The following is an 18,382-nucleotide window of genomic DNA, read 5'->3' on the forward strand; positions in this document are numbered from 1 at the left end:
TTCGCTAAAATTCGAACGATCCCTCCCAGCCTTCCATAATTTCTGTCTGGCATGGTCTGCGCATGGTCGCGGACTCCGACATCAGACAGGACAGCAAAGCCGCGGGCGCTGACAGGCTCATCCCCGATGCGCCGAAGCGGCAGGTGCTCGTCGCGCCGCCGCTGGCTCCCGACCTGCCGGGGGCCAGCCACGACGGCCTGCCCTTCCTGACGATCGTCGCCATTGCCGTTCTGGCGGGGCTGGCGCATCTTACCGGAGCGCCGCTGATCGTCACCATCGGCCTCGCCGCAGCGGCCTTTGCCGGCCTTGCCATGCATCTGCGCAGCCGTCGCGACGAGCGGCGCACTGCAGTGCTGCTCGACGAAACCGCGGCCCGCAGCCGCGCCGAGATCGAGACTCTCGCCGACCGCATGTGGGAGATGCAGGAGAGCGAGGAGCGCTTCCGCGGCCTGATCGACGCGCTTGGCGATCTTGTCGTCCATCGCGATCGCGACGGCCACGTCGTTTATGCCAACAGCGTCTTTGCCTCGCTTGTCGAGCTCGATGCGCGCGATCTTGCCGGCAAGACCTTGTCCGAGCTTGGCATCGATGTCGGCATCGTTCCCGACGCCGCCTTCTCCGATCATGAGTGCCTGAGCTCGACCGATGTCGCGATCCGCACCCCGAACGGACCACGCTGGTTCTCCTGGATCGAATTGTCGGTGCGCGACAAGGACACGGGCGCAGTCTCGCACCGGGCGATCGCCCGCGACATCACCGCCCGCAAGCGCGCCGAATCCTCGCTGATCACCGCGCGCGAACGGGCCGAATATGCCAGCCAGGCCAAGTCACGCTTCCTCGCCACCGTCAGCCATGAGATCCGCACGCCGATGAACGGCATCATGGGCATGGCGAAGCTGCTTGCCGATACCGACCTCTCGCCCGAACAGCGCACCTATGTCGGCGCTGTTTCCACCTCGGCCAGCGCGCTGCTCGCGCTCATCGAGGACCTGCTCGACTATTCCAAGATCGAGGCCGGCCGCTTCGAACCCGAGCCCCAGCCGACCTCGCTGCGTGAGATCGCCGACAACATCATCGAACTTCTGGCCGCAAAGGCCTTCGCCAAGAACATAGGCCTCGGCTGCCATGTCGAGCCCGATGTGCCGCAGATGATCACCGCCGATCCCGGCCGCGTGCGCCAGGTGCTGCTCAACCTCATCGGCAATGCGGTGAAGTTCACTGACACGGGCGGGGTGCTGCTGACCGTGGCGCGCGCCCGCACCGAAACCACCGACCGTATCTGCTTCACCATCGCCGACACCGGCCCTGGTCTGCGCGAAGAGGACATGGAGCGCATTTTCGAGGAATTCGAGCAGTCCGACGGCACCTCGACCAGGGTGCATGGCGGCGCCGGCCTCGGGCTTGCCATCTCGAAGCGGCTGGCGACGGCGATGGGCGGCTCGATCTCGGTCTCGAGCCGGCTCGGCGAAGGATCCGAATTCGTCCTGGAGCTTCCGGCGGTCGCCGCGACCGAGCCGCCGCCGCATCGCCACAACATCCTTGCCGACCGGCGGGCGGTGATCGTGTCGAAAAACGCCGTCGAGGCCGATGCCATCGCCCGCGCGATCAGGGCCCATGGCGGCATCGTCGAGGTTGCCGCGACACCGAGCCAGGCCGCCGCGTTCGCTGCAGGCTGCAACGTGCTCCTGATCGACGCCGCGCTCGAAAACAGCGACGGCCGGCTGCTCAAGCGGCTGCGCGATTCGGGCTTTGCCGACTGCGAGGCCATCACCCTGATTGCGCCGACGGATCGCGGCATGCTAGGCGAATTCCGCGCCAGCGGCTACGCTACCTTCCTGGCCCGGCCGGTGCGTGGCGAGACCCTGCTGCGTGTGCTGTTGACCAGCCATGGCTCAGCGCTGGCCAAGCCGCTGCCGGAGCCGCGCGGTGCCCCTTCGGTGCGCAAGCGCGACCAGGGCCTGTCGGTGCTGATCGCGGAAGACAATGACATCAACGCCATGCTCGCCCGCGCCACGCTCCTCAAGGCCGGGCATCGCGTCAAGGTCGTCGGCAACGGCAAGGCCGCGGTCGATGCCGTTACCGATGCCGGTCTCAAGTTCCGCTTCGATGTGGTGCTGATGGACCTGCATATGCCTGTTATGGACGGGCTGGACGCGATCGCCGCCATCCGTCGCCATGAAGAGTCCCTGGCCATGCCCCCGATTCCGATCATGGTGCTTTCGGCCGACAGCCAGGAAAAGACCCGGCATGCCGTGCTCGCCCATGGCGCCAGCGGTTTCGTGACCAAGCCGCTCGACCCGGACGCGCTCGTCCAGGCGGTCGAAGGCCAGGTTGCCGCCTGAGGAAATTTCTAACCGTCGAACGCCTTGGCTTGCTTGGCTTTCGCGATCACAAGATAGCCGGTTGAGTGTATTGCCCAGCCGACAAAGTATTGCCCGCCACGTCGTATCACGGTACTGTCACAATCCTGTTGCACCTACACCGTATCCCCGTGCCAAGAGGGATGGCTCGAAGGAGAATCACTCGTGCATACAGTCGTGCCTGAATGTGACACTCGGCCGAATGCCGGCGGCGCCCTGCTCGCCGCCCGTACCGCCGACGCCGTCGCAAGCGGCGCTCCGCTGGGCCGCATCGGCAATCTCGAAGTGCGGCTCGCCCGCAACGAGGCCGAAATCGCCGCCGCCCAGGAAGTGCGCTATCGGGTATTCTACGACGAGCTTGGCGCGAGGAAGGACCTGTTCCAGGCGCAGGACCGGCGCGACGCCGACCGGTTCGACCCGCTCTGCGATCACCTTCTGGTGTTGGACAATTCCCTTCCCGGCCCTGAGCACCGCCGCATCGTCGGCACCTACCGCCTGCTGCGGCAGGAAATCGCCGCGACGGCCGGCGGCTTCTATTCCGAGGGCGAGTTCGAGCTCACCAAGCTGATTGCGCGGCATCCCGGCCAGCGTTTCCTCGAGCTCGGCCGTTCCTGCGTTCTGCCGGAATACCGCTCCAAGCGCACCATTGAGGCGCTCTGGCAAGGCATCTGGGCCTATATCAACCACTACGACATCGGCGTGATGACCGGCTGCGCCTCGTTCCACGGCATCGTGCCGGCGGCGCATGCCGAGGCGCTGACCTATCTCGCCCATCATTGCCGCACCAATTCCGCCTGGGATGTTCGCGCGGTTCCGGGACGCTACTGTTCGATGGACCTGATGCCGATCGAGGCGGTGAACGCCAAGGCGGCGATCGCCGCCATGCCGCCGCTGGTCAAGGGCTATCTGCGCGTCGGCGCCCGCATCGGCGACGGCTGCGTCATCGACCACGAATTCTCGACCGTCGACGTCTTCGTCGTCATGCCGGTCAAGGAGATCGGCGCCCGCTATGTCAACTATTATGGCGGCGAAGGGCAGCGTTTCGCGGCGTGATTCCAGTGAGTAGTGAGTAGTGAGTAGTGAGTAGTGATGGACACGACCGCTCGCGCCTTGTCACTACTCACTACTCACTACTCACTACCCCCTACTCCCTCACGGAATATCCTCCGGCCTTCGCCCCGGCCGGCTCTTATAGGCCGGAAACGACCAGCCGAATTTAAGCGCTCCGCCGCGCACCGCGAATGCGCCCGCGAAGCCGAGCAGGCTGGACGCCAGCGCAGGCAGGCCGGCAACATCGCCAAGGGTGAAGATGGCGGCGCCGGCAAGGGCGGCCGTGACATAGATCTCGGGCCTGAGCAGCACCGATGGCTCGCCGGCAAGCAGGTCGCGCAGAATGCCGCCGAAGGTCGCCGTCAGCACGCCGGTGATGACCGACACGACGGGCGAGCCGGTGATCGCCAGCCCCTTGGCCGCCCCCATCACTGAAAAAGCCGCAAGGCCGACGGCATCGAGCCAGAGTAGCAGCTTGTAGCGGGATTCAAACCGGTGGGCGCTGAAGAAGACCAGCACCGCGACAACGGCACAGATCAGCACAAAGCCGCTGTTGGCGACCCAGAACACCGGCAGGTTGAGGATGACGTCGCGCAGCGTCCCGCCGCCGATGCCGGTGACGCTGGCCAGGAACAGGAAGCCGATGATGTCGAGTTCTTTGCGCGATGCGGCAAGCGCGCCCGTCGCCGCGAAGACGGCGACGCCAGCATAGTCGAGCAAGGCGATGGGATTCATGGGAGTAAGGCAGTAGGGGAGTAGGGAACAGAAAACTATGAATAGCACGAAGCCGCACCATTGGTACGGCCCCTCTTCTTCCCATACTCCCCTACTCCCTTACTCACGCATCTTTCTCGGCCTGCTCGTTCACCGGGCCCGGCTCGACCTTGGCCTCGGCGGCCGCCTTCGGGCCGCCCTTGGCGACACCGACCATCGCTGGCCGCAGCACGCGCTCGCCTATCGAGTAGCCCGGCTGCACCACCTGGACGACGGTGCCTGCGGGAACATCCGGATTGGGGATCTCGAACATCGCCTGGTGGAAGTTCGGATCGAACTTCTCGCCTTCGGGCGCGAGTCTCTTCACGCCGTGGCGCTCCAGCGCCGAAAGCATGGCGCGCTCGGTGAGGTCGACGCCTTCGATTAGCGATTTGAAGCCGGCGTCGCCGCTGGCCTTCGCCTCGGCGGGAATCGCGTCCAGCGCGCGGCGCAGATTGTCAGACACCGAGAGCATGTCGCGCGCGAAATTGGCGACGGCATAGGCGCGGGCGTCCTGGACGTCGCGCGCGGTGCGCCGCCGCAAATTCTCCATTTCGGCCGCCGTGCGCAGCGCGCGGTCCTTCAGTTCCTCGTTTTCCTTCAGCAGCCGCACCAGCGCTTCGTAGTCGCCGTCGATGCCACCCTCCGCACGCTCGCCGGAAGCCTCGGCGGCTTCCATCTCTTCGGGCGTGCGTTCGTCTTTTGCCTGGTCGCTCATCGCGTTTCCCGTCATTTCGAATTGCTCTGGATTTGCGCCCGATATCGAGGTTTGGAGGCCAAAAATCAAGGGGCAAGCGAAGGCGGCTGGTGGCAGGCTGCCGTTCCAAATTAATTCAAACTTTACCGTATCACGCAGCTTTGCTTGCTCTCGGACGCTGGCACGGGAACCATGGACTGGCTGCGGGAGTTTCGAAACCGACACAGGATTTTGGGACGATGAACGGCAACAACGGCCATAAGCACGTCGAATTGGCCAACGATATCAGGCGACAGGCGGGCAGCGAGGCGACGAAGCGCTTTCTGCGCACATTGCCGGTATTTCGCCTTGAAAAGGAAATGCCCCGGCAGTTGACCGACCTGCTTGACCGCCTCGACGGCGCCGAGGCGGAGAATGCAGGCGGCCGGCGGCGTCAATAGCCGCGCGCCGCAATTGACATGTTTCAGGCCGCCTTCCTGTCGTCACGCATCAGCACTTCGCCGTGACGGATCTCGGTGCCGAGCACCTTCAGGCATTCCCGCATGAAGGCGGCAAGGCCCGGCCAGCCCTTGGCTGAAACCAGATTGCCGTCGACATGGGCGCCGGCCGGCGCGACATCGATATAGATGCCGCCGGCGAGCGTCACTTCCGGCTCGCAATAATGCAGCGCCGCCACTTCCTTGCCGCGCACCACGCCGTCGACCGCGATCAGGATCTGCGCGCCATGACAGATGGTGAAGATCGGCTTGCCGGTTTCATGGAAATGTCTGACCAGCGCCTGCACGCGCTTGTCGATGCGAATATATTCCGGCCCGCGGCCGCCCGCCGCATAGACAGCGTCGTAGTCGGCAGGGTTCACTTCGGCGAAGGTCTTGTTGAGGATGTAATCGTGACCGGGTTTTTCGGTATAGGTCTGGTGGCCCTCGAAGTCGTGCAATGAGGTCTTGAGCACGTCGCCGGCCTTCTTGTCCGGGCACACGACATGGACGGTGTGGCCGACCGCGTGCATGGCCTGTTCAAAGACGAAAATCTCGTATTCCTCGCTGAACTCGCCAACGAGCATCAATATCTTCTTGCCTGCCATGCTGCTTCCTCCCTTAGGATAAGGCCATTATTTCGCGGTACGAAGTAATGGCCTTATCCTAAGGGCAGGTCGGCCGAAGCGGAAGCCCGAATCACCAATGTGGTCTGACCAGACCAGCACCGCGAGCTTTCCAAACCTATCTTGAACCAAGCTGACCAACAAAATGCGTGACGCTGGTCGGACCACAGCGATTTCATTGGTCGTATGAAATGCCGCGTCAGCTGGGGCGCTTGCGCCGCCAGGAATATTTTGGACCCTTGGCCTCCGGTTCGACCGCCGGCTGGTAGTAAAGCGGCAAGCCGCCGGTGCGACCTTCCTCCAGCCGCTTCAGCAGCACCGGATTGGAGACCTCGAACTCGTCGAAGCCGAGCCGCAGCATATGCGGCAGCTGGTCGACCAGCACCTGCCCGGTGGCGCGCACCGCGCCCTTGAATTGATGCCGGGCGCGCAGCAATTCGCCCTTGGAAAAAGAGCGGCCGTCATTGAAGGCCGGGAAGGCCAGCGCCACCAGCGACAGCTGGTCGAGCAGGCCGGTTATCTTGTCCAGTTCGTCGCCGGGCTGCAGCAGGACGCCGAGACGCTCCTTGGCTGACTTGCGAACGTCTTCATCCAGTCCGAGAAAAGCCTGCAGAGGCAGGATGAAGCGGCCGTTGCCGGCAAGCGCCTCGGCGCTTTCGGCGTGGGTCCACTCATCCTCGCGAAAACCGTCACGGGTCCAGAGGCGGGTCCCCGCTGTCGTCGTTCCTGTCATCAAAAATCCCAAAGTCACAAAATTTCGAGGCGAGCCGGCAGGCCGCCAGCAACCGGAAGCCGCTTGCGGACCGGCATCACGTGAATAGCGATATACCCTAAAGCGAGGCGTCGGTCAGCGACTTCTCTAAGCCCGACAAATGAATGCCGCACTCGGTCTTGGCGTGTCCCGCCCAGCGGCCGCTGCGCGCATCCTCGCCAGGCTGCACCGGCTGCGTGCAGGGGAAGCAGCCGATCGAGAGATAGCCATAGGCGACCAGCGGATTTTCGCGCAGCGCATGCGCCCGCATATAGTCGGCCTGGTCCGATGTCGTCCAATGCGCCAGCGGATTGATGCGGATGCGCGAGCCGACGGCCTCGAAGACGGGCAAAGCCGTGCGCGTCGAAGCCTGGAAGCGCTTGCGCCCGGTGAACCAGGCGCGGAACGGCTCGATGCCGCGCGCCAGCGGCTCGACCTTGCGCACATTGCAGCAGGAATCGGTGTCGGTCTCGTGCAGCCTGCCGGTCGGGTCGACGCGTTGGAGCGCGGTCTCTTCCGGCTTGATCACCCTGATGTCGGTGAGGCCGAAATCGGCGACCAGCGCGTCGCGATAGCCGAGCGTCTCCTCGAAATGCTTGCCGGTGTCGAGGAAGATGATCGGCAGCGAGCGGTCGATCTCCGAAATCATGTGCAGCAGCACGGCGGAGTCCGCGCCGAAGGAAGACACCGCGGCGACCGCGCCGCGGAATTCGTGCGCCGACCGTTCGATGATCTCGATCGGCTTCAGATGGCCCAACAGCGCGTCGAGCCCCGCTGCCTCGGCGGCAACGCCGGTCTCGACTTCGCCCGTCCGGTCAAGCGGCCTTGGTTTCGCCAGCATAGAGCGCCTCCTTGAACGGCGCGGGACCGACACGGCGGTAGGCGTCGATGAAACGTTCGTCGGGACTGAGCCGAAGGCCGAGATAGGTATCGACGATCTGCTCGATGGCATCGGTGATCTCATCCGAGGAGAAGCCGCGTCCGATGATCTCGCCGACGGATGTGTTTTCGTCGGCCGAACCGCCGAGCGTCACCTGATAGAGCTCAGTGCCTTTCTTCTCCACGCCCAGAATGCCGATATGGCCGACATGGTGATGGCCGCAGGCGTTGATGCAGCCGGAGATCTTCAGCTTCAGCTCGCCGATCTCGCGCTGGCGCTCCAGCGAGGCGAAGCGGCGTGAGATTTCCTGCGCTACCGGGATCGAGCGGGCCGTGGCCAGCGCGCAATAATCGAGGCCCGGGCAGGAGATGATGTCGCTGATCAGATTGGAATTGGCTGTCGCCAGGCCGATCTCGACCAGCGCGTCATAGACGGCCTTGAGGTCGGCGCGCGCCACATGCGGCAGGATCAGGTTCTGTTCGTGGCTGACCCGCAATTCGTCGAAGGCGTACTTCTCGGCGATATCGGCAACCGCTTCCATTTGGCTGTCCGTTGCGTCGCCGGGCACCTCGCCGATGCCTTTGAGCGAGATCGTCACCGCCGCATAGTCGGGATGGCGATGCGTCACGACATTCTGGTCGAGCCATTCCGAAAAGCTCTTGGAATCGAGCCTGGCCTGTTTCACCGCATCATCGCCTTCCGGACGGGAAACCAGCGCCGGCGGCGCGAAATAGGCGTTGATCGCCTGGATATCGGCTTCCGGCAGCTTGAGCTCGGCGTCCTTCAGCGCCTGCCACTCGGCCTCGACCTGGCGGGTGATCTCCTCCACGCCGGTCTCGTGCACCAGGATCTTGATGCGCGCCTTGAACTTGTTGTCGCGACGGCCGTAGAGGTTGTACACGCGCAGGATGGCCGTGCAGTAGGACAGCAGCTCCGCCTCCGGCAGGAAGTCGCGGATCTTTCTCGCCACCATCGGCGTGCGGCCCTGGCCGCCACCGACATAGACGGCGAAGCCCAGCTCGCCAGCCGCGTTCTTTTTCAGATGCAGGCCGATATCATGCGTCTGGATGGCGGCGCGGTCGCGCTCGGCACCGGTCACCGCGATCTTGAACTTGCGCGGCAGGTACGAGAACTCGGGATGCACCGAAGACCATTGGCGCAGGATTTCCGCATAGGGACGCGGATCGGCGACCTCGTCGGCGGCGGCTCCGGCGAAATGGTCGGCGGTGACGTTGCGGATGCAGTTGCCGCTGGTCTGGATGGCATGCATCTCGACGCTCGCCAGATCGGCGAGGATCGCCGGGATGTCCGACAGCGCCGGCCAGTTGAACTGGATGTTCTGGCGCGTGGTGAAATGGCCGTAGCCCTTGTCGTATTTGCGCGCAATGTGGCCGAGCATGCGCAATTGCCTGCTGTTCAGCGTGCCGTAGGGCACGGCGATGCGCAGCATATAGGCGTGCAGCTGCAGATAGACGCCGTTCATCAGCCTGAGCGGCCGGAACTGGTCCTCGGTGATCTCGCCGGCAAGCCGGCGCTGCACCTGGTCGCTGAACTCGGCAACACGGGCGTGAACGAAATCCTGGTCGAACTCGTCGTAACGGTACATGCTTCGTCTTTCAGGGCGCGTCCGCCCGCTGCTTTCGTTGGTTAAGCCGCCCGTGCCGGTTGCGGGCTCGCCTGCTTGCCGAGATCGGTGCGGATGGTCGGGCCCGCGGCGCGGATCTTTTCGCGCAGCCGCACCGGTTCGACCAGGCCATCGACCACCGTGACGTCGATCAGGTTGACGTCGACCACCTCGTTGTTGGCTCCAGCCGCGGCGCCGATCGCTTCCAGCCGGTCCTCCGCCGTCTTGTCATGCGCGATATCGGCGTGACCAACCGTCTCCGCCCAGCCGCCATCGGCATACCAGACGGCGATGCCGTCGGAGAGCCTGTTCGCGGTGAGAACCTTCATTGCCGGACTCCTTCGGCCACGGCTGAAGCCGCGCCCTCATGCTTATGTGCCGCGAGCGGCTCGGATTGTTCGAAATTGGCGCCGGCGACGGCGTCGCCGATGATCGTCATCACCGGTCCGGTGAGATCGGCGCGCTCCTCCAGCGACGGCAGGTCGGCAAGCGTGCCGTGGAAACGGCGGCGGTTGCCGAGGCTGGCATTCTCGACGACGGCAACTGCAGTGTCCGGCGACAGTCCCGCTTCGATCAGCCGCCCGGCGACTTCGGCGGCCACCGAACGGCCCATATAGACGGCAACGGTCGCGCCCGAGATGGCAAGCTTGGCCCAGTCGGGCAGCGAGTTGCCCTTGAGGTCGTGGCCGGTGGTGAACACCATCGAGGACGAAACGCCGCGCAGCGTCAGCGGCAGCTCGAAATCGGCGGCGGCGGCGAAGGCCGCGGTGACGCCCGGAACCACCTCATAGACGATCCCGGCCTCGCGCAGCGCCGCCATTTCCTCGCCGGCGCGGCCGAACACCAGCGGATCGCCGGACTTCAGCCGCACCACGCGGTTGCCGGCGCGGCCAAGCTCGATGAGCAGCGCGTTGATCTCTTCCTGGCTCTTGGAATGGCAGCCCTTGCGTTTTCCCACCGGCAGGCGCTCGGCGTCGCGGCGACCCATGGCGACGATCGCTTCCGGCACCAGCGCGTCATAGACGATGGCATCGGCCTCCAACAGCAGGCGATGCGCGCGCAAGGTCAAAAGGTCCTCGGCACCCGGACCGGCGCCGACCAGCGCGATATGTCCCTCGACCGGGGCGTCCTGGGCCAAGAGCTCGAGCGCCGCGCCATGCGCCTCGGCGAGGTCGCCTGCTTCAATGGCCTTGGCCGGCGCGCCGGCGAAGAAATCGCTCCAGAAGCGGCGGCGGCGATTGCCCTTCGGCAGGCGCTCGGCGGCGGCGCGGAAGGACGCGGCAAGTGCCGCCAGGCGGCCGAGCGACGGCGACAGCATGCGGTCGATGCGCCCGCGCAGCATCTGCGCCAGAACCGGTCCGGCGCCCTCTGTGCCGATGGCGATCGCCACCGGCGCCCGGTTGACCAATGCAGGCGTGAAGAAATCGCACAGCTCCGGACGGTCCACGGCGTTGACCGCAATGCCCAGCCGCCGCGCGTCCTCGACGACGCGACGATCGAGCGCCTCGTCGCCGCTGGCGGCGAACACCAGGGCGGCACCTTGGAGATGCGCGGCCTCATAGGCTGCGTCAATGTGAACAGCGCCGGCCGACGCGATGAAATCCAGCAGGCCGTCGCTGGCATCATCGGCAACGATGCGCAGCAGCGCGCTCGATTGCGAAAGCAGCCTTGCCTTGGCGAGCGCCTCCTCGCCATTGCCGACGATGGCTACGGCTTCGCCGTCGACCCGCATGAAGACGGGAAAGGCATTGAGCTTGGCGTTGGCTGGCGACATGGCGATGAGCAATACTGAAACAGTTTGGCAGTTTTACGCGGCCACGCCCAAAATCAGAAGGCAAGCACTCGCGCGCCGCCGAACGGCAGGCAATCGCTTTTTCGCAACCGCGAAGGCCAAGAGAAAAAAATTCTACTTCGAGGCTGAGACGGCCGGACCGGCATAAGAAACCGCCTTGATCCGTCGTAATTTTTAGCGCCCGACGGGGAAAGCCGCAAAGCGGTTTATTCTAAATTCTACTAAGTTACTAGATTAAAGCCGACCCTGCGGGATCGGCGCTCGACCGTGTCTGCCGGAAGCGATCGAGACGCCATCGCCGGATCGGAACAATCATGCCTCGCGGCTCGTTTGCCTAGCAATCCATTTGCCGATCCCAAGCTCCATCTATCGGCAAGCAGCGGCCAAGGAGGAACACCATGAGCATCAAGCTGAAACACGGACTGTGGGTCATCGTGGCCGATGGCGAAAAGGCGCTCTTCCTGCGCAACCGGGGCGACGCCAAGTTCCCGAACCTGGAAGTGGTGCAGGAGATGGAGCAGGACAACCCCGCCACGCGCGAGCAAGGCAGCGGAAAGCCGGGCCGGTACAGCAACGAGGGACCTCGCAGCGCCATTGAGGAGACCGACTGGCACCGTCTCGGCAAGGAACGCTTCGCCGTCGACATTGCGGACCGGCTCTACAAGCTGGCGCATCGGGGCGCGTTCGACGCGGTCGTGCTGATCGCGCCGCCGCAGGTGCTTGGCGAGATGCGCCAGAAACTGCACAAGGAGGTTTGCGAGAAGGTGCAGGCGGAAATCCCCAAGACGCTCACCAACCATACGATTCTCGACATCGAGAACCTGCTCCAGGCGGCATGAAGCGGCGAAAGAAAAGCGGCTGAGGGCAAAACAGGGTCCCGAAGCCGTCTCCCCGCGCCGCCAATCGGGCGATCAGCGCCATTGCCCGCGCTCATTGCGACGCCGAGGTCGAGCACCTCAAAGGACCGGGCCCGACGCCGTGATCATGGGCGAGCGCGAGATCGCTTGCGGTATCGTCGAGGTGGTGACCGGCAAGACCCTCGATCGGGCCGGGCCTGCCATGGAGATCAACCCGCAGCCTGCTTGATGGATGTCAGGCCCGGAACGCGGAACCGCCATTCTGCGCGATGTCGTTAAGATATTTCGCCGGCGGCTTGCCCAGCGCCTTTTTGAACATGGTGATGAAAGCGGTCACGGATTCATAGCCGAGATCGCCCGACACCTGCTGCACGCTGGCGCCGGAAGACAGCTCCCTGAGCGCGACGATCAGCTGCAGCTGCTGGCGCCAGCGCCCGAAGCTCAGGCCCGTCTCCTTCACGACGAGGCGCGCCAGGCTGCTCTCACTGAGCGCTACGCGGTCCGCCCACTCCGCCAGCGTGCTGCGATCGGCAGGGTCGTCGGCCAGCGCTTCGGCGATCCGACGCAGCCGCGGCTCGGCCGAGATCGGCAAATGCAATTGCTGGACAGGCATACGCGGCAATTCCGCGAGCAGCACGCTTCCAAGGAAATTGCCGCGCGCATCGTCCGGCGCGCACTCCGACAGTTCGACGATCAACTCGCGCAGCAGCGGCGAGATCGAAAGCGTGCAGCACCGGTCCGGCAGGTCGGCGGCGCCGGGCTCGATATAGACGAAGAAAATCCGCGCGTTCGCCGTCGCGATGTTGCTGTGTTCCATGCGGCTCGGCACCCACACCCCGCAATGCGGCGGCACCATCCAAAGACCGCTCGGAACGCGGCAGATAACGCCGCCGCCGAGCGCGACGACGAGCTGCCCCTTGCGATGCCAATGCTCACGCGCCTCGGCCCTGGTCTCGGTGACATCGACGCCGACAGCCATCGCCGGCGCGGCCACGTCGTCGACGTCGAAATCCAGCCACGGCCAGCGAAGCGGCTGTCTCATTCTTGACTGCTTTCAGCGATCATCTGGCTTTATCTCTAAATTCTTCGACCACGAAAGTCGATAGGCTCCAGCCAATTCATCAATCGATCGCGACTCCCAAACGCCAAATTCAAAAGGATGGGGCCCATGCTCGCTCTCGCCATCTCTTCCGACAGCTCCGACCGGCTGAAGCTCACCGAGGTCGATCAGCCAAACTGCAATGGAAATGAAGTATTGGTGGCAGTTCATACAACATCGTTGAATCGTGGCGAGCTGCGCCTGCTCGGCATACGACCTGACGGGTGGATACCTGGCCAGGACATCGTCGGCATTGTCGAGCGCGCGGCGGCCGATGGCTCAGGCCCGACCGCAGGCACGCGCGTTGCCGCCTTGGTCGACCAGGCCGGCTGGGCTGAACGGGTGACCGTTCCGACCGATCGTCTTGCCGTCGTGCCGGACGCAGTCAGCTTCGCCGCCGCAGCCACGCTTCCCGTGGCGGGCACGACGGCGCTGAGGACCTTGCGCCATGGCGGTGACCTGGCCGGACAGCAGGTCCTGATCACCGGCGCGAGCGGCGCGGTCGGTCGTTTCCAGGTCCAGATCGCCCGCGAGCAAGGCGCTTCGGTGACAGCGGTCGCTTCGGCGCGGCATCACGATGACCTTCGCGATCTGGGCGCCGGGCAGCTCGTCGAGTCGGTCGAACTGGCCGAGGGACCCTTTTCGCTGATCACCGAGTCGGTTGGCGGCAAAAGCCTCGCCGATGCGATCGAGCGCATCGCGCCCGGCGGGACCATCGTCATGTTCGGTTCGAGCAGCGGCGAGCTCACGCCGATCGGCTTCCGTCAATTCGCTCCCGGCCACGAAGGCGCGCGGCTACAGACCAGACCTTCGCCTATTACACGTCCGGCTCAGCCATCGGCGCCGACATCGCCGCGCTGCTCGATCTGGTCGCGGCCGGCCGGCTGGAGACCCGCGTGGCCATGACAGTGCCGTGGGCGGACATCGGCCGGGCCCTGGACGCGCTACGGCAGCGCAGCTTCAGCGGCAAGGCCGTTGTCACCATGACCTGAAGTCAGCCAATCAAACGTGCTGGCCGCCATTGATGTGGATCTCCGAGCCGGTGACGTAGGACGCCTGGCCCGAGCACAGGAAGAAGATGATGTCGGCCACTTCCGAAGTGGCGCCCAGCCGTCTCAGCGGGATCGTCTCGACTATTCTGTCGGTGCCGGGCGAAAGGATCGCCGTGTCGATCTCGCCCGGCGCGATCGCATTGACGCGGATGCCGTGCGGCCCGAAGTCATGCGCCATCTCGCGCGTCAGCGAGCCGAGCGCCGCTTTCGACGTGGCATAGGCCGTGCCGGCGAACGGATGCACCCTGGTGCCGGCGATCGAGGTGACATTGACGATCGAGCCCTTCGCGGCGGCGAGTTCCTTGAACAGGCCCCTTGCCAGCATGATCGGCGCGAAGAAATTGACCTGGAACACGTCGCGCCAGACATGCATCGGCGTCTCGATCGAGTCCATGCGCCTGCCGTCTTTCAGCTTCGGCGAAATGCCGGCATTGTTGACCAGGGCGTGCAGTTGCCCGCCATGCGCCTCCAGCCGGTGACGGATTTCCGAAACGGCGATGCCGACGTCTTCCTGGTCGGCGAGGTCGACCTTGATGTGGTCCTCCGGGCCGGCCGGCCACGGGCAGTCCTCGGCAAAGGCTTGGCGCGAGCAGGTGATGACGCGCCAGCCTTCGCGCGAAAAGCGCTTCACCGTCGCATGACCGATGCCGCGGCTGGCGCCGGTGAGCACGATCGTTTTTCTGCTGTCGGTCTCGGCCATGGTTTTGTCTCCGGCCGGACATGTAGCCGAAGGCGCTTGCCATTACGAGAGGTGAAGTTGCCGCTCTAACCGCCGCCCAGTATATCGAGGATCGAAGTCTGGCGCTTTTTCGTCGGGCCGCCGACATTTCCGGGCGGCACCGGATGCTTGATCGAGGCGGTTTCGCCGCTGTCGCTCGGCATGCCGAAGCCGCCGGTATCGACGGTCTCGGCAGGTCGCGTGGTCCGCACCTGACGCGCGGGCGCCTGCGCGACAGGCTGCGATGGAGCGGCAGGCTGTGACTGGCCGACAGCCGCGGGCGGCGCAGGCGGCGGCTGCGATGCATCCGCCGACGGGATCTCGTCCGGCACGATCGTGTCGGACGGCGTCGACTTCCAGGTGCCGGGCAGCGGCCGCACCGGCACGCCCTCATGCGCGGCCACCATGAATTCGTGCCAGGCCTGCGCCGGCAGGGCGCCGCCGGTGACCTTCTTCATCGGGCTGCCGTCGTCATTGCCGAACCACACGCCGGTGGTGAGATTGGCGGTGTAGCCGACGAACCAGGCGTCGCGCGAGTTCTGGCTGGTGCCGGTCTTGCCGGCCGACGGCCAATTGAAGGCCGCCTTCTTGGCGGTGCCGATCTCGACCGTGCCGGTCATCATCGAATTCATCATACCGACGACGTCGGCCTTGATGACGCGCGGCGCGCTGCCGCCGCTGTTCTCGTAAAGCACCTTGCCGTCGCCGGTGGTGATGCGGCGGATGAAATGGACGTCCGGCTTGTAGCCGCCATTGGCGAACGGGACGTAGGCGGAAGTCAGCTCCAGCGGCGTCACCTCCGAGGTGCCGAGCGCGATCGAGGTGTTGGCCTGCAGATCGGACTGGATGCCCATGCGATGCGCGGCTTCCACCACCGCGTCGGGCCCGACTTCCATGGTGAGCTGCGCCGCCACCGAGTTCAGCGACTTGGCCAAAGCCGTGGCCAGCGTCACCTTGCCGTAATATTTGCCGCCGTAATTGTCGGGCGTCCATTTGCCGATTTTGATCGGCGCGTCGTTGCGCACGCTGTCCGGCGTGCGGCCTGCTTCCAGCGCCGCCATGTAGACGAACGGCTTGAAGGCCGAGCCTGGCTGCCGCCGCGCTTCCGAGGCGCGATCGAACTGGCTTGTCGAATAATCATAGCCGCCGACCATGGCGCGCACCGCGCCGGAATCGTCGATCGACACCAGCGCGCCCTGCGTGACGTTGAGCTTCTTGCCGCTTTCGTCGATCAGCCGGCGGATCGACTGTTCGGCAAGCTTCTGCAGGGTCAAGTCGACGGTCGTGTCGACGACGATGTCGCCGCGCACGTCGCCGATGAGATCGGGAAGCTCCTCCATCACCGTGTCGGCGACATAATTCTCGGAGCCGGTCCAGTAGGACGGTGCGCGCGTCGCCGGCGCGCTCAGCGCCACCTTGTATTCCTTGTCGCTGATCTTGCCTTCCTCGCGCATGGCCGCGAGCACGAGCTGCGCCCGCTCCTCGGCCGCCTTCGGATCGCGCGCCGGCGAAAGCTTGGACGGCGCCTTGAGCAGCCCCGCCAGCAACGCGGCCTCCGAAAGGCTCACGTCGCGCGCGCTCTTGCCGAAATAGCGCCGCGAAGCCGCTTCCACGCCATAGGCTCCGGATCCGAAATAGACCCGGTTGAGGTACATTTCGAGGATCTGGTCCTTGCTGTGCTTGTGCTCCAGCCACAGCGCCAGGAGCACTTCCTGTACCTTGCGCTCCAGCGTGCGGTCCGGCGTCAGGAACAGGTTCTTCGCCAGCTGCTGCGTCAGCGTCGAACCGCCTTGCGAGAAATGGCCGCCGAGAACGTTGGTGACCATGGCGCGTGAAAGCCCGATCGGGTCGATGCCGAAATGCGAATAGAAGCGGCGGTCCTCGATGGCGACGACGGCTTGCGGGATATAAGGCGACATTTCATGCAGGCCGACGGCCTCGCCGCCCGACATGCCGCGATTGGCGATCAGCCCGCCATCGACCGACACGATCTTGATGTTGGGCGCGCGGTCGGGGATCGACCAGGTGGTCGCCGCCGGCATCTTGGCGCCGTAATAGACGACGATGCCGGCCGCGGCGATGCCGCCCCAGATGCAGAGCACGAAGCACCAGTAGACCAGGCGGGTGGCGATGCCGAACAGCCCGCGCCGGCTTCCGCCGCGCCCGCGGCGTGAGGTTTTCGCCTTGGCGGATCTGCCCTTCGCAGTGGATTTACGATTGCGCCGCACGACGCGATCCTCTTCGCTCACCGAAAACCCTTCGGAGGATTTCGCGCGCGGCGCCTCCTCGAAGCTCGGTTCGATGCGACTGTCTCTGCGGTTCGCCATGCGCTCTTGCTAGCCTGCCCCCGGGTGCCGATGGCGTTCGGGTTGAAGACTAGATGCGGCGATTTAAGGGCGGGTTAAAGCAGGGTTTATGCAGCCTTATGCAAACCCTCAGGATTTCCGAATCCGCTAACCGGCCGGCGTCATTTTGCCGGCATAGGTACATCATTCATGACGACAATGTTGTCGGGACCGCCGCCGAAGCGCCGGTCTCTCCCGGCTGGCCACCATGGTCAATTCTGCTGGATCGAAATTCCCTTGTCGTCGATCTTGAGCTCGACGCCTTTCGGCCTGGTCTGCTCGCGATAGACATAGATGCCGAGCGCGATGACCACCGCGACCAGCGCCCCGATGATGAGATAGAGCGTGTTCTGTCTCATTGCGCCCCCCTTGTTGCGGCCGAGCTCGTGCCCGCTCTGAAATTGTCAGGCGAGGATCGCCTACTGCTCGTCGTCCCCATGATCGGATGCCGGCCGCCAGCTCGTCGGATCGACTTTCTTCTGCGTGTCGCTGTCGGTGTAGACCCACCAGCCGCCGTCGCGATATTGCCCGACGGATTCGTTGACGACGCCGTCGCGGTCCTTCCACATGATCGTTACTTTGGAGCCGTCCTTCGGCGCGCTTTCTATCGGTTTGCGCTCTGCCATTTCACTTCTCCACGGGCTGGGGTCGACGGACCTTCGTCCCTCAACTATGCGCGAAAATATCTTCCTCAGCCCAGCCCATCAGGTCGAGCTTGGCGCGCGTCGGCAGGAAACGGAAGCAGGCGTCCGCCTCCCTGGTGCGGTTCTCGCGCGCCAGGCGCGCGCCCAGCACCTCGCGCAGCCTGTGCAGGTAGAGCACGTCCGAGGCGGCATATTCGATCTGTTCGGGCGAAAGCGTTTCGGCCGCCCAGTCGGAGGATTGCTGCACCTTGGACAGGCCGATGCCGAGCAGTTCGCCGCAGAGATCCTTCAGCCCGTGGCGATCGGTATAGGTGCGGGTGAGCCGCGAGGCGATCTTGGTGCAGAACACCGGCTCGGCCATCACGCCGAAGGCATGGTAGAGCACGGCGATGTCGAAGCGGCCGTAGTGAAACAGCTTGGTGATCGTGTTGTTTCTCAACAGGCTGGCGAGGTTCGGCGCCTCCTTCTGGCCTGGTGTGATCTGGATGACATCGGCGCTGCCGTCGCCGGGCGAGATCTGCACCACGCAGAGCCGGTCGCGATGCGGGTTGAGCCCCAGCGTTTCCGTGTCGATGGCCACCGCCCCGACATTGTATCGCGACAGGTCGGGCAGATCGTTTTTGTGGAAACGGATATCGGTCATTCTCTTCTCCGGGTC

Annotated in this window: 21 protein-coding genes and 1 pseudogene; 8 read left to right on the forward strand and 14 right to left on the reverse strand. The window is 64.7% G+C overall.

Annotation, left to right across the window (positions count from 1 at the left end):
• Positions 1–62 precede the first annotated feature (62 nt).
• Both FJ425_RS24320 and FJ425_RS24325 read left to right on the forward strand, forming a co-directional pair.
• Positions 63–2,342 carry a PAS domain-containing hybrid sensor histidine kinase/response regulator gene (locus tag FJ425_RS24320; RefSeq protein ID WP_140726599.1) on the forward strand — a complete coding sequence of 760 codons (2,280 nt, stop codon included), beginning with the start codon at positions 63–65 and terminating at the stop codon, positions 2,340–2,342.
• Between the two features lie 183 nt (positions 2,343–2,525).
• Positions 2,526–3,413 (forward strand): GNAT family N-acetyltransferase, encoded by an 888-nt coding sequence (locus tag FJ425_RS24325; RefSeq protein ID WP_095769253.1) that lies wholly within the window; start codon positions 2,526–2,528, stop codon positions 3,411–3,413.
• Positions 3,414–3,512: 99 nt separating this feature from the next.
• Here the strand turns inward: FJ425_RS24325 and FJ425_RS24330 are convergent, their stop codons facing one another.
• Together FJ425_RS24330 and grpE are read right to left on the reverse strand one after the other, a co-directional pair.
• Complete coding sequence (locus tag FJ425_RS24330) at positions 3,513–4,145, reverse strand: trimeric intracellular cation channel family protein (protein ID WP_140635620.1); 633 nt, start codon at positions 4,143–4,145, stop codon at positions 3,513–3,515.
• Between the two features lie 103 nt (positions 4,146–4,248).
• Complete coding sequence (gene grpE, locus FJ425_RS24335) at positions 4,249–4,881, reverse strand: nucleotide exchange factor GrpE (protein WP_140547057.1); 633 nt, start codon at positions 4,879–4,881, stop codon at positions 4,249–4,251.
• A 218-nt stretch (positions 4,882–5,099) separates the two neighbouring features.
• On the opposite strand from grpE, the gene FJ425_RS24340 reads away from it, so the two are divergent.
• The gene (locus tag FJ425_RS24340; protein WP_140726602.1) at positions 5,100–5,300 is read left to right on the forward strand and encodes a hypothetical protein; all 201 of its coding nucleotides are present in this window, start codon (positions 5,100–5,102) and stop codon (positions 5,298–5,300) included.
• A gap of 23 nt (positions 5,301–5,323) precedes the next feature.
• On the opposite strand, the gene FJ425_RS24345 is transcribed toward FJ425_RS24340, so the two are convergent.
• The 6 genes from FJ425_RS24345 to cysG form a co-directional block, all read right to left on the reverse strand.
• Complete coding sequence (locus tag FJ425_RS24345; protein WP_140726605.1) at positions 5,324–5,944, reverse strand: DJ-1/PfpI family protein; 621 nt, start codon at positions 5,942–5,944, stop codon at positions 5,324–5,326.
• 217 nt (positions 5,945–6,161) lie between these two features.
• Entirely contained in the window at positions 6,162–6,695 is a 534-nt protein-coding gene (locus FJ425_RS24350) for a DUF934 domain-containing protein (RefSeq protein WP_140726608.1), read from the reverse strand.
• Between the two features lie 97 nt (positions 6,696–6,792).
• On the reverse strand, positions 6,793–7,554 hold the full coding sequence (locus FJ425_RS24355; RefSeq protein ID WP_140726611.1) for a phosphoadenylyl-sulfate reductase: 762 nt from the start codon (positions 7,552–7,554) through the stop codon (positions 6,793–6,795).
• Entirely contained in the window at positions 7,529–9,199 is a 1,671-nt protein-coding gene (locus FJ425_RS24360) for a nitrite/sulfite reductase (RefSeq protein ID WP_140726614.1), read from the reverse strand. The genes FJ425_RS24355 and FJ425_RS24360 overlap by 26 nt, the downstream gene beginning before the upstream one ends.
• A gap of 41 nt (positions 9,200–9,240) precedes the next feature.
• Positions 9,241–9,546, reverse strand: coding sequence for a DUF2849 domain-containing protein (locus FJ425_RS24365; protein ID WP_140726617.1), 306 nt, complete (start codon positions 9,544–9,546; stop codon positions 9,241–9,243).
• Positions 9,543–10,991: a siroheme synthase CysG gene (gene cysG, locus FJ425_RS24370; RefSeq protein WP_140726621.1), complete on the reverse strand. Its 1,449-nt coding sequence runs from the start codon at positions 10,989–10,991 to the stop codon at positions 9,543–9,545. Before cysG ends, FJ425_RS24365 begins: the two co-directional genes overlap by 4 nt.
• A gap of 4 nt (positions 10,992–10,995) precedes the next feature.
• On the opposite strand from cysG, the gene FJ425_RS31700 reads away from it, so the two are divergent.
• The 3 genes and pseudogenes from FJ425_RS31700 to FJ425_RS24380 form a co-directional block, all read left to right on the forward strand.
• A complete protein-coding gene (locus tag FJ425_RS31700) occupies positions 10,996–11,157 on the forward strand; it encodes a hypothetical protein (protein ID WP_181176038.1) in 162 nt (53 codons plus the stop codon).
• Between the two features lie 250 nt (positions 11,158–11,407).
• Entirely contained in the window at positions 11,408–11,848 is a 441-nt protein-coding gene (locus FJ425_RS24375) for a host attachment family protein (RefSeq protein ID WP_140726624.1), read from the forward strand.
• A gap of 53 nt (positions 11,849–11,901) precedes the next feature.
• Positions 11,902–12,095 (forward strand): annotated as a pseudogene (locus FJ425_RS24380) (sodium:proton antiporter); the annotation flags it as partial.
• A gap of 6 nt (positions 12,096–12,101) precedes the next feature.
• Here the strand turns inward: FJ425_RS24380 and FJ425_RS24385 are convergent.
• Positions 12,102–12,908: a helix-turn-helix transcriptional regulator gene (locus FJ425_RS24385; protein WP_140635601.1), complete on the reverse strand. Its 807-nt coding sequence runs from the start codon at positions 12,906–12,908 to the stop codon at positions 12,102–12,104.
• A 126-nt stretch (positions 12,909–13,034) separates the two neighbouring features.
• Between FJ425_RS24385 and FJ425_RS24390 the strand changes: the two genes are divergently transcribed.
• Together FJ425_RS24390 and FJ425_RS32170 are read left to right on the forward strand one after the other, a co-directional pair.
• Positions 13,035–13,871 carry a zinc-binding dehydrogenase gene (locus FJ425_RS24390; RefSeq protein ID WP_246677995.1) on the forward strand — a complete coding sequence of 279 codons (837 nt, stop codon included), beginning with the start codon at positions 13,035–13,037 and terminating at the stop codon, positions 13,869–13,871.
• Complete coding sequence (locus tag FJ425_RS32170; RefSeq protein WP_246677996.1) at positions 13,814–13,957, forward strand: zinc-binding dehydrogenase; 144 nt, start codon at positions 13,814–13,816, stop codon at positions 13,955–13,957. Before FJ425_RS24390 ends, FJ425_RS32170 begins: the two co-directional genes overlap by 58 nt.
• Positions 13,958–13,967: 10 nt before the next feature.
• Here FJ425_RS32170 and FJ425_RS24395 read toward each other — a convergent pair whose 3' ends face one another.
• The 5 genes from FJ425_RS24395 to FJ425_RS24415 form a co-directional block, all read right to left on the reverse strand.
• Entirely contained in the window at positions 13,968–14,717 is a 750-nt protein-coding gene (locus FJ425_RS24395; protein WP_095769240.1) for an SDR family oxidoreductase, read from the reverse strand.
• A gap of 65 nt (positions 14,718–14,782) precedes the next feature.
• Positions 14,783–17,062, reverse strand: a complete 2,280-nt coding sequence (locus FJ425_RS24400) for a transglycosylase domain-containing protein (RefSeq protein WP_140726627.1) — start codon at positions 17,060–17,062, stop codon at positions 14,783–14,785.
• A gap of 230 nt (positions 17,063–17,292) precedes the next feature.
• Positions 17,293–17,439, reverse strand: a complete 147-nt coding sequence (locus tag FJ425_RS24405; RefSeq protein ID WP_140644594.1) for a hypothetical protein — start codon at positions 17,437–17,439, stop codon at positions 17,293–17,295.
• Positions 17,440–17,499: 60 nt separating this feature from the next.
• Complete coding sequence (locus tag FJ425_RS24410; protein ID WP_140726630.1) at positions 17,500–17,706, reverse strand: hypothetical protein; 207 nt, start codon at positions 17,704–17,706, stop codon at positions 17,500–17,502.
• Positions 17,707–17,746: 40 nt separating this feature from the next.
• Positions 17,747–18,367: a ribonuclease D gene (locus FJ425_RS24415; protein ID WP_140726632.1), complete on the reverse strand. Its 621-nt coding sequence runs from the start codon at positions 18,365–18,367 to the stop codon at positions 17,747–17,749.
• Positions 18,368–18,382: the final 15 nt, after the last annotated feature.

The organism is Mesorhizobium sp. B2-7-2, from assembly GCF_006440775.1.
GTDB lineage: Bacteria > Pseudomonadota > Alphaproteobacteria > Rhizobiales > Rhizobiaceae > Mesorhizobium.

Bases quoted from the DNA above. Each gene is read 5' to 3' on its own strand.
- FJ425_RS24400 (WP_140726627.1), bottom strand. From the start codon at position 17,062: ATGGCGAACCGCAGAGACAGTCGCATCGAACCGAGCTTCGAGGAGGCG.
- FJ425_RS24375 (WP_140726624.1), top strand. From the start codon at position 11,408: ATGAGCATCAAGCTGAAACACGGACTGTGGGTCATCGTGGCCGATGGC.
- FJ425_RS24340 (WP_140726602.1), top strand. From the start codon at position 5,100: ATGAACGGCAACAACGGCCATAAGCACGTCGAATTGGCCAACGATATC.
- FJ425_RS24385 (WP_140635601.1), bottom strand. From the start codon at position 12,908: ATGAGACAGCCGCTTCGCTGGCCGTGGCTGGATTTCGACGTCGACGAC.
- FJ425_RS24355 (WP_140726611.1), bottom strand. From the start codon at position 7,554: ATGCTGGCGAAACCAAGGCCGCTTGACCGGACGGGCGAAGTCGAGACC.
- FJ425_RS24415 (WP_140726632.1), bottom strand. From the start codon at position 18,367: ATGACCGATATCCGTTTCCACAAAAACGATCTGCCCGACCTGTCGCGA.
- FJ425_RS24320 (WP_140726599.1), top strand. From the start codon at position 63: ATGGTCGCGGACTCCGACATCAGACAGGACAGCAAAGCCGCGGGCGCT.
- FJ425_RS24395 (WP_095769240.1), bottom strand. From the start codon at position 14,717: ATGGCCGAGACCGACAGCAGAAAAACGATCGTGCTCACCGGCGCCAGC.
- FJ425_RS24405 (WP_140644594.1), bottom strand. From the start codon at position 17,439: ATGAGACAGAACACGCTCTATCTCATCATCGGGGCGCTGGTCGCGGTG.
- FJ425_RS24390 (WP_246677995.1), top strand. From the start codon at position 13,035: ATGCTCGCTCTCGCCATCTCTTCCGACAGCTCCGACCGGCTGAAGCTC.
- FJ425_RS24345 (WP_140726605.1), bottom strand. From the start codon at position 5,944: ATGGCAGGCAAGAAGATATTGATGCTCGTTGGCGAGTTCAGCGAGGAA.
- FJ425_RS24410 (WP_140726630.1), bottom strand. From the start codon at position 17,706: ATGGCAGAGCGCAAACCGATAGAAAGCGCGCCGAAGGACGGCTCCAAA.
- FJ425_RS31700 (WP_181176038.1), top strand. From the start codon at position 10,996: ATGAGCAATACTGAAACAGTTTGGCAGTTTTACGCGGCCACGCCCAAA.
- FJ425_RS24360 (WP_140726614.1), bottom strand. From the start codon at position 9,199: ATGTACCGTTACGACGAGTTCGACCAGGATTTCGTTCACGCCCGTGTT.
- grpE (WP_140547057.1), bottom strand. From the start codon at position 4,881: ATGAGCGACCAGGCAAAAGACGAACGCACGCCCGAAGAGATGGAAGCC.
- cysG (WP_140726621.1), bottom strand. From the start codon at position 10,991: ATGTCGCCAGCCAACGCCAAGCTCAATGCCTTTCCCGTCTTCATGCGG.
- FJ425_RS24330 (WP_140635620.1), bottom strand. From the start codon at position 4,145: ATGAATCCCATCGCCTTGCTCGACTATGCTGGCGTCGCCGTCTTCGCG.
- FJ425_RS24350 (WP_140726608.1), bottom strand. From the start codon at position 6,695: ATGACAGGAACGACGACAGCGGGGACCCGCCTCTGGACCCGTGACGGT.
- FJ425_RS24365 (WP_140726617.1), bottom strand. From the start codon at position 9,546: ATGAAGGTTCTCACCGCGAACAGGCTCTCCGACGGCATCGCCGTCTGG.